The following is a 16,564-nucleotide window of genomic DNA, read 5'->3' on the forward strand; positions in this document are numbered from 1 at the left end:
GGGGCGGCGAGGAGCGCAGTCCGGGGGCGGGCGCGTGCGAAGCACGCGCATCGTTGACTGGCTTGCCGCAGCTGTTTGAGCGCAGTGCACCGAAGGGGCACGTAGCGAGTTCTGCGGCACCGCTCCCGGACGAGCACCGCAGCGGAGTCGGCGCGAAGCGCCGACCGCCCTGGTAGGAGCCCATGCCCCAGACCCAGATCCCCAGCCGCGACGCGCATGCGACGCCGAAGACTTTCTCCACCTGTTCAGCCGGGCCAGGGACATGATCATCTCGGACGCCCACGTATGTGGACTACGTGGGCGCTGGGATTGTCAAACGGCGCAACGAAGCTAGTCTTCCGCCCTGCGACCCGACCGATCGCCGCAGAGTGCGTGGCAATGTCCGGGTCGAAGTTCAGGCCAGCGGGGTAAGCCATGACAACACGGCGCAAGATGATCGAGCTCGTCGGTGCGGCAGCCGCCAGCGTTGCCTTTCCCGAGATCACCCGGGCTCAACGGTCCCGCAACGACCGGGGCAAGGCGCTCGACCACGTGGTCGTGCTCATGTTCGAGAACCGCTCGTTCGACAACCTGCTCGGCCGCCTCTACGCACCGGGCGAAGTCAAGTCGTTCGAGGGCGTGGTCGGCAGGGATCTCAAGAACCCGATTCCGGAATGGGCCGAGCAAGGCGCCGAGCGCAAGTTCGTGCCCTACGGCGTGTCGCCCACGATGAACACGCCGCAACCGGATCCCGGCGAGGAGTATCCGCACATCAACACGGATCTGTTCGGAACACTGGACCCGAAGAACCGTTTCATGCCGCTGGAGCGCATGGTGGCGCCGTACAACGCGCCGAGTGATCCGCGCCAGCAGCCCACGATGGACGGATTCGTGATGGACTACATCAGCGCCTTCACGGCCGAGATGAAGCGGCAGCCCAGCTACGACGAGTACGCCCAGATCATGACGGGGTACACGCCGGAGCAGATGCCGGTGACCTCGGCGCTGGCGCGTGGCTTCGCTGTTTTCGACCATTGGTTCTGTGAAGTGCCGTCGCAGACGTTCACCAACCGCTCCTTCTTCCATGCGGGAACGGCTTCGGGATTCGTCGTCAACATGTCTCCTCCCGATTCCTTTCCCCTTCACAACAAGGCCGAGACGCTGTTCGAACGCCTGGAGGCCAAGGGGCTGACATGGCGCGTGTACTGTGACTCGCCGAGCCCGGCCTCCTTCACCGGGATCATTCACGCCTCACGATTGCGCAACCGCTTCGCAACCAACTTCTCGACGGTCGCCGATTTTCTCGATGACGCCAGGAGAGGCCGCCTGCCGACCTACTCGTTCATCGAGCCGAACCTGTGGCACGGCCACAATGACATGCACCCGCCGATCTCGGCGCTGCTTCACGGCGTGCCGTACGACCCGCCGTCCTCGCTTCTGGGCGGCGACGCGCTGCTCGCGTCGGTCTACGACGCGGTTCGTTCTTCGTCATCGCCCCGCGGATCGAACTACCTCAATACATTCCTGCTGGTCGCCTTCGACGAATCGGGTGGAACCTACGATCATGTCCCGCCCCCGCCCGCCGTGCCGCCGACCCGCTCGGCACCCGTCGGCCAGATGGGGTTCACGTTCAATCGGTCAGGCGCGCGGGTGCCTGCGATCGCGGTCTCGGCATGGGTCCCCGAGCGCACCGTGGTCAATGACGAATACCGCCACACCGCATTGATCCAGACCCTGCGCAAGCGGTGGTCGCTCGGGCGCCCTCTCACCGCACGCGACGCCTCGGCACCGGACCTCGCCCCCGTTCTTTCGCTCGACAGGCCGAGGGCACCGGATCAATGGCCTGAGGTCACGCCAAGGCCGGTTCCGAAGTTCGATGTCGCCTTGCTTCCGCCCGATCTGCCGCTGTCGCCGCTCGGCAAGGCGCTGGTGCATGGCATGCTGGCCTTCGAGAAAGCCCTGGGCGCCGCGGTGCCGCCCGTCTCGCCGGACGCCAATCTCACCGGCGCAGAGGCCATCGCGATGATTCGCGACGACGCCTTCAAGCTCTTTCCGGGATTGCGGACCACGTCCTGAGACAGGCCGCCCAGGATGCGGCCGCCCGGTCAATCCACCTTCGCGCCCGACACTTGCACCAGCTTCTGAATCACCGGCCCACTCGCCTCGAAGTTCTTCCGGAATTCCGCCGAGCTGTTCCCCATGCCCACCAGCCCGAAAGCCTGGAAGCGTGACTTCATCGCGGTGGTCTGAACGGCCGCGCGTGCTTCCTTCTCCAGCCTCGCGAGGATCGGCGCCGGCGTCTTGGCCGGTGCGGTCAGCATCACGCCGCCGATCGGCTTGAACTCGTCATCCGAAAAGCCCGCCTCCGCCATCGTCGGCACATTGGGCAATTCGGGCAGGCGCGTCTCCCCGATGATCGCGAGCGGCCGCAGGCTGCCGCTCGCGATGTGCGGCGCCATGGTGCCGAGCGTGCCGATCGCCATCGGGATCTGGCCGCCGATCATGTCCTGGATCATCGGCGCCTCGCCCTTGTAGGCGACGTGGGTCATGTCGAGGTGGCGCGACTCGCTCAGGTGGGCGTTCAGCAGGTGGCTCGACGAGCCGACGCCGTACGAGCCGTACGCCACCTTGCCCTTGTTGATCTGTGCCCAGGCGACGAACTCCTTCATGGTGCGCGCGGGCACCTCCTTGTTGACCGCGAGCACCAGGCTCGCCGAGCAGATCTCGGTGATGAAGGCGAAGTCGCGCCGCACGTCGTAGGGCACCTTCGAGAACATATAGGGCGCGTAGTAGATCGGCGCCGCATGCGACAGGAACAGCGTGTACCCGTCGGGCGCTGCGCGGGCCACGGCTGAGGCGCCGAGCATGCCGGAGGCGCCGGGCCTGTTGTCCACGATGATCGTTTGCTTCAGGCTCTTGCCCATCTCCTCGGCCAGCACGCGTGCGAGCACGTCCGTGGCGCCCGCCGGCGGTGCGGGCACGACGAGGGTGATCGGGCGGCTCGGATAGTCCTGGGCGAAGGCGATGCTGCCGAAGGCGAGGGCCGCCGTCGCAATGAGGGCTCGGATGCGCATGAATGTCTCCTGGTTCTATTGAATTCGGCGCCCGCCGCAGCGGGCCGGTCGCGTGGCGCTCAGTGCGCGCACGCGACGTGCGCGGACGGTTCGTCGCGGAAGAGTTCGTCCACCAGGTGCGCACGGCGCGAACGCGTGGTCGCCTGGTTGACGTAGCCCTTGTCGGCGATCTCGTTCGCGTCCATCGAGGGCGGCTCGGCCATCAGCAGCAAGCGCTCGACGCGCAGGCTGGCGCTCGCCGCATCCTTGCGAAGGCGCTGGCGCAGCGCATCGACGAGCAGCGGATGCGTCGCCAACTCGGCCGCGCCGAGGCCGGCGAGTTCGGGCATGAGCCGCTGGCATGCGGCCACGTTGGGCCATGCGAGCGCCGCAACGTAGTCCTGGTCATGCCCGCAAATGACTGCATCGGTGATCAACGGCGCGCAGCGCTCGATGAGGCCGAGCCGCACCGAGCCCGTGCGCACCCAGGTGCCGTTGACCAGCTTGAAGTCCTCGGCCACGCGGCCGTCGAAGCGCATGCCTTGCGTGGGGTCGGCGGCGTCGACCAGCCGGACCGCATCGCCGAGCTTGAAGAAGCCCTCGTCGTCGAAGGCCGCCGCAGTGAGGTCGGGTCGCGCAACATAGCCCGCGAAGTTGTGCGCGCCGCGCACGCGGATCTCGTAGCGGTCCCCGTCCAGCGGCACCAGCTTGAGCTCGGTGCCGGGCGCGGGCGCGCCGATGTTGCCGAGGTCGTCGCTGGCCCAGGTGCGGTAGGTGCCGACGCCGGTGGTCTCGGTCGAGGCGAGCCCGGTGGCGAAGACGATGCGTTCGCCGACCGTGCGCTCGGCCACGCGCTGGATGCGTTCGTTGACGTCCTTCGGCAGGCTCGCCCCGCCGTAGCCGAAGTTGATGACACGCGCGAACACGCTCTGCGCGAGCTGCGGATCGCGCTCCAGTTCGGCGGCCAGCATCGTCCAGGCCGAGGGCACGCTGGTCAGCACGGTCGGCGAGACCTCGCGCAGGTTGCGGATCGTGCGCTCGAAGAGACCCGGCAGCGGCTTGCCGTCGTCGATGTAGTGGGTGGCGCCGAGCAGCACCGAGCGGCCCAGGTTGAGGATGCCGCCGAGCGCGTGGTGCCAGGGCAGCCAGTCGAGGAAGACCGGCGGCTCGTCGGCCATGGCCAGGGTCGCGAACATGTCGAGCAGGTTCGATGCGGCGGCCTGCAGATTGCGGTAGCTGCTCGGCACGCCCTTCGGCACGCCGGTCGAGCCCGAGGTGAAGAGGATCTTCGCGATGTCGTCGGGGCGGATGGCGGCATGCGCGGCGGCCGCCTTAGCGCGCCGTTCGGGCGTCAGTTCGGTGGCGCAGAGCGCGTCCCACGGCAACTGGCCCGGCTTCGCGCCGCGCACGGCGATCACCGGCACCTCGGGGCCGTCGAGCGCGGCGATCGCGGGCTCGAAGGTGGCCGCGTCCTGCACGAAGAGGGCGGCAGGCGGAACGAGCTCGCACACGCCCTTCAGGCGCGCGAAATCCTGGCTCAGCAGCGAATAGGCCGGCGACACCGGCGCGACCGTCACCCCGACGTATTCCGCTGCCAGCAGCAGCACGAGTTGTTCGAGCGAGTTGGGCGACAGGATGACCAGCGGCCGCCCTTGTCCCAGGCCCATGTCCAGCAAAGCCGCGCCCACCGCCTGGACCTGCTGCCAGAGCTGGGCCCATGTGATGCGCCGCCATTCGCCTTGCGCATCGCGCTCGCAGAAGGCAGGCAGGTCGCCGCGCCGCGCCGCCCAGCGCGCGATCGTACCGGCGAATCCGGTGTGCCCGGCAGGCCTCGACGGCTGCGGCGAGCGCAGGATCAGCGTGCCGTCGGCGCGCCGCTCGCACAACGTCTGCCGTGCCGCGTAAGGCACGGGCCGGTAGCGCACGGGCGGTGGCGCGACGGCTGCAGTGGCAAGAGGGGTCATTGGTTTGTCTCCATTGTTCTGATCGGCTCGCTGCAGTCAATGTCGGGGCGCTGTCGTGTTCGACGGCGCCGCGCCGCTTACTGCGGCGAACCTGCCACCGCGATCACCTGTCCGGTGATGTAGTTCGATTCGGGCGTGCAGAAAAGGTAGACCGCGCCGGCTGCCTCTTCGGGCGTGCCGCCGCGGCCCAGCGGGTTGCGCTGCGCGTGCGACTTGAGCAGTTCCGGATTCAGGCCGACGCGGATGTCCTTGCCTTCGATGTTGATCGTCGCGCCGGCCTTGGCGTCGGCGCTGGTCATGCGGGTGTGGATCAGGCCGAAGGCCACCGCGTTGACGTTGACCTTGAAGCGGCCCCATTCGCGGCTCAGTGCCCGCGTCATGCCGATCACGCCGGCCTTGGCCGAGGAGTAGTTCATCTGCCCGGCATTGCCGTTCAAGGCGGAAGTCGACGAGATGTTGACCACCTTGCGATGCACCTCGATGCCCTTCTCGGCCTCGGCCTGGGCCTGCGCCTTGATCACCGGGTAGGCGGCGCGCAGGATGCGGAAGGGGGCGGTCAGGTGGCAATCCATGATCGCGTACCACTGCTCGTCGGTCATGCGCTGGATCACGTCGTCCCAGGTGAAGCCGGCGTTGTTGACGATGATGTCGATGCCCTTGTAGTTGTCGACCGCGGTCTTGATGAAACGTTCGGCGAAGTCCGGCGCGCTGACATTGCCCGGGCAGGTCACGGCCTCGGCGCCGCTCTTCTTCAGCAGCTCGACCGTCTCGTGCGCCGGGTCGGCGTCGAGGTCGTTGATGACGATGCGCGCGCCTTCGCTGGCGAGCTTCATCGCGATGGCCTGGCCGATGCCGCGGCCCGAACCGGTGACCAGTGCCACCTTGCCGTCGAGTTTTCCCATGTCTGTATCTCCGAGTTTGAAAATGATGTTGTTCAGAAGGCGATGACCGCGTCGCCCACGATCCTGGTTTCGCCGTATTGATTCGTGGTCTGGATCTCGACCTTGGCGCGCTGCTCGCCGTCGGCCTCGAACTTCTCGACCACACGGCCTGTGCAGGTGATGCGGTGGCCCAGGTGCGTGATGCCGGTGAAGCGCACGTCGAACTCGCGCAGCTGGCGCTGGTCGACCCACTGCGTGAGCAGGCGGCCCAGGTAGGCCATCGACAACATGCCGTGCGCGAACACGTCGACCGCGCCGGCCTTGCGGGCGTAGTCGGTGTCGATGTGGATCTGGTTGTGGTCGCCCGAGGCGCCCGCGAACAATGCAAGCGTGGTGCGCGTGATCGGCGCGAGTTCCAGCGGGGGCAGGGTGTCGCCGACCTTGACGGCTTCGAATTTCAGTTGGCTCATGTGGGTGCTCCGGTCTTCAGGCGTTCTTGTGCACGAGCACGCTGCGCAGGTCCGCGATGTGCTCGCCGCGCTGGTTGGTCACGCGCGACTCGCGCACCACGAAGCTCAGTGCGCCGTTCTTCTTGTCGTAGATGTCGGCGATGCGCGTCTCGAACTGCAGCGTGTCGCCGGCGTAGGCCATGCGGTGGTACTTGAAGGTCTCCTCGCCGTGCAGGATGCGCGAGGTGACGATGCCGAGCTCGTCGCGCCAGGCATTCGACGGGATCTGGAACTCCAGCGAGAAGAGGAAGGTCGGCGGCAGCGGCAGGCCCGGGTGGCCCGCGTCGCGCGCCGCGGACTCGTCGATGTAGATCGGGTTGGTCTCGCCGATGGACTTGGCGAAGAAACGCAGCTGGCCCGCTTCGGCGGTCGCCTTGTAGACCGGCAGCTTCATGCCGATGTGCTTCTTGTCGATCATGCGGACACCTTCTTGTAGATGGTCACCACGCCCGCGCCGCCGAGGCCCAGGTTGTGCTGCAGCGCGACCTTCGCGTTCTCGACCTGGCGCTGGTCGGCTGTGCCGCGCAGCTGGTGCGTGAGCTCGTAGCACTGGGCCAGGCCCGTGGCGCCGAGCGGATGGCCCTTGGAGAGCAGGCCGCCCGAGGGGTTGGTGACCCAGCGGCCGCCGTAGGTGTTGTCGCCGTCGTTCACCAGCTTCTCGGCCTCGCCCTCGCTGCACAGGCCCAGGCCTTCGTAGGTCAGCAGTTCGTTCTGCGCGAAGCAGTCGTGCAGTTCGATCACGTCGATGTCTTCGGGGCCCACGCCGGCCTGCGCATAGGCTTGCTGCGCGGCCAGGCGCGTCATGTCGAAGCCGACGACGCGGATCATGTCCATGGCGTCGTAGGTGCTGGGCAGGCCGGTCGCGAGCGACTGGCCGGCGATGAGCACATCGGTGCGCAGGCCGCGCTTGCGGGCGAACGCTTCCGACACCACGATCGCCGCGGCGCCGCCGCAGGTCGGCGGGCAGGCCATGAGGCGGGTGATCACGCCGTCCCACAGCATCGGCGAGGCCATGACGTCCTCGGTCGACACGACATTGCGGAACACCGCGAGCGGGTTGTTCGCGGCATGCCGGCTGGCCTTGGCGCGGATCTTCGCGAAAGTCTCCAGCTTGGTGCCGTACTTCTGCATGTGGGCGCGGCCGGCGCCGGCGAACTGGCGGATGGCCGACGGAATCTCGGGCCGGCCGACCAGCTCGTCGACCACCTTCTGCGCACGCTCCAGCGCCGGCGCGCGGTCGTCCCAGCGGGACTTGAGCGCGCCCGGGTTCATCTGCTCGAAGCCGAAGGCCAGCGCGCAGTCGACCGCGCCGCTCTGCACCGCCTGGCGCGCGAGGTACAGCGCCGACGAACCCGTGGCGCAGTTGTTGTTGACGTTGAGCACCGGGATGCCGGTCATGCCGACGCGGTAGACCGCCTTCTGGCCGCAGGTGGAGTCGCCGTACACGTAGCCGGCATAGGCCTGCTGCACATCGCTGAATTCCAGGCCGGCATCGGCCAGCGCCGCGCGGATGGCCTGCTCGCCCATCACGTCGTAGGGCTCGCTGGTGCCGGGCTTCTTGAACTGGATCATGCCGACGCCGGCGACGAATACCTTGTTTGTCATGGTGGTCCTTGGGGTGGTTTGAATCAGAGCTTTCGGGCGATCAGTTCGCGCATGACCTCGCTGGTGCCGCCATAGATGCGGGTCACGCGCGAGTCGACGAAGTCGCGTGCGATGGGGTACTCCAGCATGTAGCCGTAGCCGCCGTGCAGCTGCACCATCTCGTCGAGCGCCTTGCCGAGCGTCTCGGTCGCGAAGAGCTTGGCGATGGCGGCCTCTTCGAGCGTGAGGCGGCGGCGCATGTGCTCGGCGATGTAGTAGTCGATCATGGTGCGAACCGCCACCGCCTGCGCCTTGATGTCGGCCAGCTTGAACTTGGTGTTCTGGAAGTCCCACACCGTCTGGTCGAAGGCGCGGCGGTCCTTGACGTAGCCGAGCGTGTTCTCCAGCGAGCGCTCCAGGCGCGCGGCCGCGGCGATGGCGATGGTGAAGCGCTCCTGCGGCAGCTCGCCCATCAGGTAGCTGAAGCCCTTGCCTTCCTCGCCGAGGCGGTTGGCCACCGGCACCCGCACGTTGTCGAAGAAGAGCTCGGCCGTATCCTGCGCGTACTGGCCCACCTTCTCGAGCTTGCGGCCGCGGCGGAAGCCCGCACGCGTCGCCTCGACCGCGATCAGGCTGATGCCCTTGGCGCCGGCTGCGGGGTCGGTCTTGCAGACCACGATGATCAGGTCGGCGGTCAGGCCGTTGCTGATGAAGGTCTTGCTGCCGTTGATGACGTAGTCGTCGCCATCGCGCACGGCGGTGGTGCGCACGGCTTTCAGGTCGCTGCCGGTGCCGGGCTCGGTCATCGCGATGGCGAGGATGATTTCTCCGGAGGCGGCGCCGGGCAGCCACTTGCGCTTCTGCTCTTCGGTGCCGGCGCGCAGGATGTAGGGCGCGATGATGTCCGAGTGCATGCCGAAGGCCGGGCCGCTGACGCCCGAGCGCGCGAACTCCTCACCGAACACGGCCGCATGGCCGAAGTCGCCGCCGCCACCGCCGTACGCCTCGGGCAGCGAGGCGCACAGCAGGCCTTCGCGGCCGGCCTTCAGCCAGGTCTCGCGGTCGACCTGGCCCGCTTGGTCCCAGGCGTGCTGGCGGGGCAGGCATTCGCGTTCGATGAAGCGGCGCACCGTCTCGCGGTACATCTCATGGTCGTCTCGGAAGACATTGCGGGTCACGTTCATTGGGGTGTCTCCTTCAAAAGGTCTCTTGTCGCTGGGCTCTAAGGTAGTTGCCTCGGGGCGGCCGGCCACCACTCCGGATGGGGGGCGGGCTCAACCCGCGCTGCGGTCCCAGTCGTAGGCGGCCGGCTCGCCGCGCACGAAGGCCTCGACGGCCGCCTCGTGGTAGGGCGCGGTCGACACCACGGCCTGCGCGCTGCATTCGAGCTCGGCCAGGGTGGCGTACGAGGTCTCGAAGCTCTTGTTCATGAGGCTCTTGGTCAGGCCCATGGCTTCGCGGGGGCCCGCAACGAAGCGGCTGGCGAAGCGCATCGCCTCGGGCAGCAGCGCCTCGGGCGCGTGCAGCGTGTGGACGAAGCCCAGTTGCCTGCCTTCGGCGGCACTGACGCGGCGCGCCGTGAGCGCCAGTTCCTTGGCCATCGGCAGGCCCACGGCGCGCGGCAGGAAGTGGAAGACGCCGAGGTCGGGGACGAGGCCGATCTTCGCGAAGGACATGCAGAACACCGCGCGCGTGGAGGCAAGGATGAAGTCCGCCGCCAGCGCGATCGAGAAGCCGGCGCCGACGGCCGGGCCGTCCACCGCCGCGATCACCGGCACTTCGAGCGAGCGCAGCCTTTCCATCCACACATGGGTCGACTGGAGCCGGCGGCGCATCGCATCGGCCGAGCGTTGATCGGCATCGTTGCCCGCCTGCCTTTCCTTGATCGCCTTCAGGTCACCGCCGGCGCAGAAGCTGCCGCCCGCACCCGTCAGGACCAGCGCGCGCACGCGGCGGTCGCTCTCCACGTGCGCGAGCATGTCGCGGTAGTCCGCGCGCAGTTCCATCGACAGCGCATTGCGCGCGGCGGGACGCTGGTGCGTGAACAGGGCCACGCCGTCGTCGTCGATCGTGAGCTGCGACTCGCGCAGCGGGATGATGTCGCTCGGCATGGGGTCCTCGTTCCGTGGCATGGCCCATGATCGGACGCACCCGGGTCGGAGGGGCCACCCGGAGTGGGTGGCGGCAGGCATCAGCCGGGTGGGGACAAACCCTCGGCATCCCAGCCGAGGTCGCGCACGCGCGCCACCGCCTCGTCGCGGCCCGCCACGCGCAGCTTGCCGTAGATGCGGCTCAAATACCACTTCACCGTCTCGGGCGACAGGCCCAGGGCGCGCGCGATCTTCTTGTTGGGCATGGCCTGGGCCAGCAGGCGCAGGACCTCGATCTCGCGTTCGCTGAATTCCTCCAGTTCGCCCGGTGCTGCGGCGCGCGCGCCGGTCTTCGTCTCCGCCTCGGCTGGCCGCGTCTTCAACCGCGTCCGCGCCGCCTGGAGGCGCTCGACGTAGAAGGCCAGCACGGGGTCGAGCCGTTCGGTCTGCGCGAGCTCGCCGATCAACTGGCGAGCCGCGGGGTCCGCATCCAGCAGGCTGCGCAGGAGGCCGAGCCGGTGGCCTCGGCGAAGCGCGTCCAGCAGCTTCTGCCGCGCCGCCTCGGTCCGGCCGCGGCGCGCATCCACCACCGCGCTTTTCACCAGCAGGTGGGCGACGGAGCGCTGGCGGCCCCGGGCTTCGCACTGCGCGATCAGGCGTGCGAGCTGCGCGGCGGCGCCTTCGAGATCGCCGAGGGCCGCGGCGATCCGAATGCGCGTGCGCTGCGCCTGCTCGCCGATCTCGGCGGCTGCGTTCGAGGTCGCGGCCGCATGGCGCTGCGCCAGCACGTCGAGGCGGGCGAGTGCGGTTTCGGCGGCCGTGGTCTCGCCGAGCAGCAGGTGCAGGTTGGCCTTGTCGCCGAGGCTGTGGGCCAGCACCCGGTCCAGGCCGTGCCGGACGGCGTAGTCCTCCAGCCGCTGGAGATGGGCGAAAGCCTCGGTGCGGTTGCCCATCTGCCAGTCGGCACCCGCCAGCAGCCGGAACGCCCGCATCACCGCGTCCGGGATCGCGATGCGTTCCAGCATGTCGGCCTTGCCCTCGAGCAGCTCGCGCGCCTGGCGGACGTCGTTGACTTCGTAGAGCACGTCGCCAAGCAGCCCGATCGCGAGGACGTAGGAATCGACGCAGCCCTTGCCGCCTTGCCGGGCCTCCGCGGCCACCGCGCGGTAGATGCGCTCGGCCTGCGTCATGCGCCCTTCGAGCGCGTAGCTGAGCCCGACCAGGCAACGCCCGTGCAGGCTGCCGGCGGCGGTGGCGACCAGCGGCAGGCCGTCGATCGTCAACGCGGGCGCGTCGAGCTGCACCTTGCGGGCTTTCTCGTACTCGCCCTGCTGGTTGTAGAGCCAGGAGAGGACGTTGTTGCGTCCGCCGATCGCGATGGCATCGGCATCCGGCGGAGTTTCCAGCAATTGCGGCAGGAGCGCGAGGGCGGCGTCGGTGTCGTCGCGTCGCACGGCCAGCGCGGCACGCAAGGTGGCGGCGAGGAATCGCGCGCCGGTGTCGCCGAGAGGCAAGTCGCGCTCGAGGCCGTCGAGGATCTTCTCGCATGCGACGAGGTCGCGCTGGTGGAGCTGCGTGCGGGCCATCCACAGGCGCATCCTGAAGCTGCGCGCGATCTGCTCGGGCGGAAGCTGCTGCAGCAGCGCGATGAGTTCGCGCCGCTCGCCCCGCACGAGCAGCGACTGTGCGCATTGCTCGACCAGCTCGGCGGCCTGCGCCGGTTCGCCCGCCTGCACCGCGTGGCGCACCGCGTCCTCCACCATGCCCTTGTCGCGAAACCAGGCAAAAGCGCGGGCGTGAACGGCCCGCCGCGTGGTTTCGTCGAGTGCGGCGAAGCGCACCAGCAGCGTGTCGCGCAGCAGCGGATGAAGCCGCGCCCAGGCTTCGGCCGTGCGCCCTTCGACCGGCGAGGCGAAGAGGTCGTCGCGCGCGAGCCGGTCCAGCAGGGCCGCCGCCGGGCCGACTGCGTCCGCCGTTCCCAGCAGTGCCGCGCACAGCGGCGCGCAGAAACGGCTGCAGGAGGCGGCGCGCACGAGGGTCGAAAGTTGTTCCGGCGCGAGCAGCGACAGCACCTCGTGCTCGAAGTAGTCGATCAAGGCACGCGCATCGCGGGCCGGCATGTGCGCGAAAGGTTCGCCCGCGGCCGCGCGGCCGGCTTCGAGCTGCTTCTTCTTCCAGTCGAGCGCGAAGATCCTGAGGCCAGCCACCCAGCCGTCGCTCCACTCGTGCAGTGTCTTGACCGTGCGCGCATCGACGTCGCCGATCTGCGCCTCGAGGCAGTGCTGCGTTTCCGCCCGTGTGAAGCGCAGATCGTGCTGATCGAGTTCGAGCGTCCGCGACTGGCTGCGCAGCCGGTCCAGCGACAGGTGTGGCGCGCCGCGCGAGACCAGCGCGAGATGCAGGTTGGGCGGGGCGTAGTCGACGAGCCACTGCAAGGCGTCGTGAATGGCCGGGTGAGTCAGCCGATGCAGGTCGTCGAGCACCAGCAGCAGTTCGCGCGGGTGCGCGTCGATCCCGCGCACCAGCGTGATCGCGACGCGCTCGACGGCGTCGGCGTCGACGCTGCCGTCGCGCCATGGCGCCGCCTCGCGCACCAGTGCTGGATCGATCTGCGCCAGAGCGGCGATCAGCCCGTCGAAGAAACGCGCAGGTTGGTTGTCTTCATCGACCGCCGTGAACCATGCGATATCGAAGCCCAGGGGCACGAGCGCCTGGCGCCAGGCCGCGACGAGCGTGGACTTGCCGGCACCCGCCGGCCCCGTGACGACGATGCACGGCAGCCGCCGCGCTTCCAGCAGCCGGGCCAGCAGCCGCTCGCGCCCGACCACGCCGACGCCCGAGCGCGGCGCAGCCGGCGCTTCGGCCTGAAGGTGCGTTGCGCTGGAACTGGAAGGACTCGGCGGCATGGTGCGAGGGCATTGTGCAGCAGCCACCGCCGACATGGGAGGCACCGCCGGGCGCTACCCATTGCGGGTAGGGCTGGCGGCGCGGCACGCTGATCTACTCTTCCCATCGCTCAATTTCTGAAGCAATCTGGAGAATTCAATGGGTGTTCTGTCCGGCATTCGGGTCCTGGAGTTCGAGGCGATCGGCCCCGGCCCCTTCGGCACCATGCTGCTCGCCGACATGGGGGCCGACGTCATCCGCATCGATCGGCCGGTGCCGCATTCGGACCTCGGGCCCAAGTCCACCGGGCCGCGCATCGACATCACGGGGCGCGGCCGCCGCTCGGTCACGCTGGATCTGAAGCAGCCGCAGGCGGTGGCTGCCGCGCTCGACCTGGTCGAACGCGCCGATGTGGTCGTCGAAGGCTTCCGGCCCGGCACGATGGAGCGCCTGGGGCTGGGCCCCGAGGCCGCGCTGGCGCGCAACCCGCGTCTGGTCTACGGGCGCATGACCGGCTGGGGCCAGACCGGCCCGCTGGCCGATCGCGCGGGCCACGACCTCAACTACATCGCGCTCTCGGGCGTGCTCTCGGGCATCGGGCCCGCGGGCGGCAGGCCCGTGCCGCCGCTCAACCTCGTGGGCGACTATGGCGGCGGCGGCATGTTGCTCGCGATGGGCGTGCTCGCCGCCTTGTTGAACGTGCAGCGCGGCGGCGCTGGCCAGGTGGTCGATGCCGCCATGATCGAAGGCGCCGCGCAACTGGGCGCGGTGTTCTGGGGAATGATCGCCGCGGGCAACTGGAAGGAAGAACGCGGCAGCAACTGGCTCGACAGTGGCGCGCCCTGGTATGACACCTACCGCACCAGCGATGGCCACTGCATGGCCGTCGGTGCGGTCGAGTCGCGCTTCTATGCGGAACTGGTCGGCAAGCTCGGCCTGGCCGATGCGGGGCTGCCTTCTCAGCATGACCGCGCCGGCTGGCCGCGCCTGCGCGAAGCTTTCGAGCGCGCCTTTGCAAGCCGCACGCGCGCCGAATGGTGCGCGGTGTTCGACGGCAGCGACGCCTGTGTCGCGCCGGTGCTCGGCTTCACGGAGGCGCCCAGCCACGCCCAGCACCGCGCGCGCGGCAGCTTCGTGGAGGTGGGCGGCGTCATCCAGCCCGGCCCCGCGCCGCGCTTCTCGGCCACGCCCTCGGCGCTGCCCCGGCCTGCGCCGGCGCGCGGCGAGCTGGGCGAAGCGGCCCTGCGCGACTGGGGCTTCGACCCCACCGCAATCGCCCGCCTGCAACAGCAGGGCCTGGGCCTGCGTCCAGACAGCAAACAGATGGAGAAAGACGAATGAAGGCATTGGTGGCAGTGAAGCGCGTCCTAGACGCGAACGTGAAGGCGCAGGTGAAGGCCGACGGCAGCGGCGTGAACATCGCCGGCGTGAAGATGAGCATGAACCCTTTCGACGAGATCGCGGTCGAGGAGGCCGTGCGTCTGAAGGAAAAGGGCGTGGTGACCGAGGTGATCGCGGTGTCCTGCGGCGTCGCGCAATGCCAGGAGACGCTGCGCAGCGCGATGGCGATCGGCGCCGACCGTGGTGTGCTGGTGCAGACGGACGACGAACTGCAGCCGCTCGCGGTCGCGAAGATCCTGAAGGCGCTGGTCGACCGGGAGCAGCCCGGCCTGATCCTGCTGGGCAAGCAGGCGATCGACGACGACTGCAACCAGACCGGGCAGATGCTCGCCGCGCTGCTGGAGGTGCCGCAAGCCACCTTCGCTTCGAAGATCGAGATCGCCGACGGCCGTGCCACCGTGACGCGCGAGGTCGACGGCGGGCTGGAGACGGTGAGTCTCGGCCTCCCGGCGGTGATCACCACCGACCTGCGGCTGAACGAGCCGCGCTACGCGACCTTGCCCAACATCATGAAGGCGAAGAAGAAGCCGCTCGCGACCATGACGCCTGCGGATCTCGGCGTCGACGTGGCGCCGCGTTTGAAGACCTTGACCGTCGCCGAGCCGCCTAAGCGCGGTGCCGGCATCAAGGTGCCTGATGTGTCGACGCTGATCGACAAGCTGAAGAACGAAGCCAAGGTGATCTAAGGAAAAAGTCATGACCGTCCTCGTCATTGCAGAACACGACCATGCCGCGCTCAAGCCGGCGACCCTGAACACCGTGACCGCGGCCGTTGCCTGCGCGAGCGGCGATGTGCATGTGCTGGTGGCTGGCGCGAATGCCGGCGATGCGGCAAAGGCCGCGGCGCAGATCGCCGGTGTCGCCAAGGTGCTGCATGCGGATGCGCCGCAGTTTGCCGATCAGCTGGTGGAGAACGTCGCCGCCCAGGTGCTCGCGATCGCAGGCGGCTACAGCCACCTGGTGTTTCCGGCCACGGCCCATGGCAAGAATGTCGCGCCCAGAGTTGCTGCCAGACTGGACGTCGCGCAGGTTTCCGAGATCACGCGCGTTGTCGCGCCGGACACCTTCGAGCGCCCCATCCATGCAGGCAACGCCATCGCCACCGTGCAGAGCATGGACGGCACGAAGGTCATCACCGTGCGCGCCACCGGTTTCGATGCGGCATCCGCCACGGGCGGCAGCGCGAAGATCGAAAGCGTTGCAGCCGTCAGCGACACCGGGATGTCCACGCTGGTGGGCCGCGAGGTGACGAAGAGCGACCGCCCGGAACTCACCGCCGCGAAGATCGTGGTCTCCGGCGGCCGCGCGCTCGGCTCCAGCGAGAAGTTCGCCGAAGTGCTCACGCCGCTGGCTGACAAGCTCGGTGCGGCACTCGGCGCAAGTCGCGCCGCCGTGGACGCGGGCTACGCGCCCAACGACTGGCAGGTCGGGCAGACCGGCAAGATCGTCGCGCCCGCGCTCTATGTGGCCGCGGGCATCAGCGGTGCGATCCAGCACCTGGCCGGCATGAAGGATTCGAAGGTGATCGTCGCGATCAACAAGGACCCGGAAGCGCCGATCTTCAGCGTGGCGGACTACGGGCTCGAGGCCGACTTGTTTACAGCGGTGCCCGAACTTGTGGGCGCTCTGTAGAGAGAAGCGAGGTTGGCGATGGCGTTCCTTCGGCAATGCCTTCTGGAGGTGCGTGCTGCGGCTGCGGCCCGTGCCTTGCGATCTGGATCGTCTCAGGGGCGGGTGGGGGCGAGTACAGCGAACGACGTCGTGGCTCGGGCGCCGCGAAATCAGTCCCCGTCGCCTTCGAATCGGCCTGGGGCCTGATCGATAGAAATGCAGGCCCGGTGGGCGCATGGATCGCGCGCGAGCCGGGGCGCCTGCGGGTGTGCTGCGGTGCTTCAGTGGGGCGGTCGGCGCTGCGCGCCGACTTCCCTGCGGTGCTCGCGCGGCCGGCGCGCCGCAGAACTCGCTACGTGCCCCTTCGGTGCACTGCGCTCAAACAGCTGCGGCGAGTCAGTTTACGAAGCGCGTGCTGCGCACGCGCCGCCGGCCACACTGCGCTCCTCGGCGCCCCACAGGCGCACCACAGCACACCCGCAGGCCCCCCGGCCAGAAACGGTGTGCGGTTTCCCCTCCGATCAAGCGCAACGTCACCTCGCGGCTGGGGGTCTGGGTCTGGGGCATGGGCGACTTCCGGGGCGGCGAGGAGCGCAGTCCGGGGGC

The 16,564-nt window shown here is 68.8% G+C and carries 13 protein-coding genes; 4 read left to right on the top strand and 9 right to left on the bottom strand.

Annotation, left to right across the window (positions count from 1 at the left end; all coding sequences use genetic code 11):
* The first annotated feature begins 432 nt into the window (after positions 1 to 432).
* On the top strand, positions 433 to 2,055 hold the full coding sequence (locus QTI68_RS39670; RefSeq protein ID WP_286529853.1) for an alkaline phosphatase family protein: 1,623 nt from the start codon (positions 433 to 435) through the stop codon (positions 2,053 to 2,055).
* 29 nt (positions 2,056 to 2,084) lie between these two features.
* On the opposite strand, the gene QTI68_RS39675 is transcribed toward QTI68_RS39670, so the two are convergent.
* The 9 genes from QTI68_RS39675 to QTI68_RS39715 all read right to left on the bottom strand — a co-directional run bounded on the left by QTI68_RS39675 (position 2,085) and on the right by QTI68_RS39715 (position 12,966).
* Complete coding sequence (locus QTI68_RS39675; protein WP_286529854.1) at positions 2,085 to 3,053, bottom strand: Bug family tripartite tricarboxylate transporter substrate binding protein; 969 nt, start codon at positions 3,051 to 3,053, stop codon at positions 2,085 to 2,087.
* A gap of 59 nt (positions 3,054 to 3,112) precedes the next feature.
* Positions 3,113 to 4,996, bottom strand: a complete 1,884-nt coding sequence (locus QTI68_RS39680) for a feruloyl-CoA synthase (RefSeq protein WP_286529856.1) — start codon at positions 4,994 to 4,996, stop codon at positions 3,113 to 3,115.
* A 77-nt stretch (positions 4,997 to 5,073) separates the two neighbouring features.
* Positions 5,074 to 5,898 (bottom strand): SDR family NAD(P)-dependent oxidoreductase, encoded by an 825-nt coding sequence (locus QTI68_RS39685; RefSeq protein WP_286529858.1) that lies wholly within the window; start codon positions 5,896 to 5,898, stop codon positions 5,074 to 5,076.
* A 32-nt stretch (positions 5,899 to 5,930) separates the two neighbouring features.
* The gene (locus QTI68_RS39690; protein WP_286529860.1) at positions 5,931 to 6,347 is read right to left on the bottom strand and encodes a MaoC family dehydratase; all 417 of its coding nucleotides are present in this window, start codon (positions 6,345 to 6,347) and stop codon (positions 5,931 to 5,933) included.
* 16 nt (positions 6,348 to 6,363) lie between these two features.
* On the bottom strand, positions 6,364 to 6,804 hold the full coding sequence (locus QTI68_RS39695; protein ID WP_286529861.1) for a MaoC family dehydratase N-terminal domain-containing protein: 441 nt from the start codon (positions 6,802 to 6,804) through the stop codon (positions 6,364 to 6,366).
* Positions 6,801 to 7,991, bottom strand: a complete 1,191-nt coding sequence (locus QTI68_RS39700; RefSeq protein WP_286529863.1) for a lipid-transfer protein — start codon at positions 7,989 to 7,991, stop codon at positions 6,801 to 6,803. Before QTI68_RS39700 ends, QTI68_RS39695 begins: the two co-directional genes overlap by 4 nt.
* Positions 7,992 to 8,014: 23 nt before the next feature.
* Complete coding sequence (locus tag QTI68_RS39705) at positions 8,015 to 9,154, bottom strand: acyl-CoA dehydrogenase family protein (protein ID WP_286529864.1); 1,140 nt, start codon at positions 9,152 to 9,154, stop codon at positions 8,015 to 8,017.
* A 90-nt stretch (positions 9,155 to 9,244) separates the two neighbouring features.
* Positions 9,245 to 10,081: an enoyl-CoA hydratase/isomerase family protein gene (locus QTI68_RS39710; protein WP_286529866.1), complete on the bottom strand. Its 837-nt coding sequence runs from the start codon at positions 10,079 to 10,081 to the stop codon at positions 9,245 to 9,247.
* A gap of 80 nt (positions 10,082 to 10,161) precedes the next feature.
* Positions 10,162 to 12,966 (bottom strand): winged helix-turn-helix domain-containing protein, encoded by a 2,805-nt coding sequence (locus QTI68_RS39715; protein ID WP_286529867.1) that lies wholly within the window; start codon positions 12,964 to 12,966, stop codon positions 10,162 to 10,164.
* A gap of 139 nt (positions 12,967 to 13,105) precedes the next feature.
* On the opposite strand from QTI68_RS39715, the gene QTI68_RS39720 reads away from it, so the two are divergent.
* The 3 genes from QTI68_RS39720 to QTI68_RS39730 are packed head-to-tail and all read left to right on the top strand — an operon-like array spanning position 13,106 to position 15,979.
* Entirely contained in the window at positions 13,106 to 14,287 is a 1,182-nt protein-coding gene (locus QTI68_RS39720; protein ID WP_286529869.1) for a CaiB/BaiF CoA transferase family protein, read from the top strand.
* The gene (locus QTI68_RS39725; RefSeq protein WP_286529871.1) at positions 14,284 to 15,033 is read left to right on the top strand and encodes an electron transfer flavoprotein subunit beta/FixA family protein; all 750 of its coding nucleotides are present in this window, start codon (positions 14,284 to 14,286) and stop codon (positions 15,031 to 15,033) included. Before QTI68_RS39720 ends, QTI68_RS39725 begins: the two co-directional genes overlap by 4 nt.
* A gap of 10 nt (positions 15,034 to 15,043) precedes the next feature.
* Positions 15,044 to 15,979, top strand: coding sequence for an electron transfer flavoprotein subunit alpha/FixB family protein (locus QTI68_RS39730; RefSeq protein ID WP_286529872.1), 936 nt, complete (start codon positions 15,044 to 15,046; stop codon positions 15,977 to 15,979).
* Positions 15,980 to 16,564: the final 585 nt, after the last annotated feature.

It is taken from the genome of Variovorax sp. J31P207 (assembly GCF_030316965.1).
GTDB lineage: Bacteria > Pseudomonadota > Gammaproteobacteria > Burkholderiales > Burkholderiaceae_C > Variovorax > Variovorax ginsengisoli_B.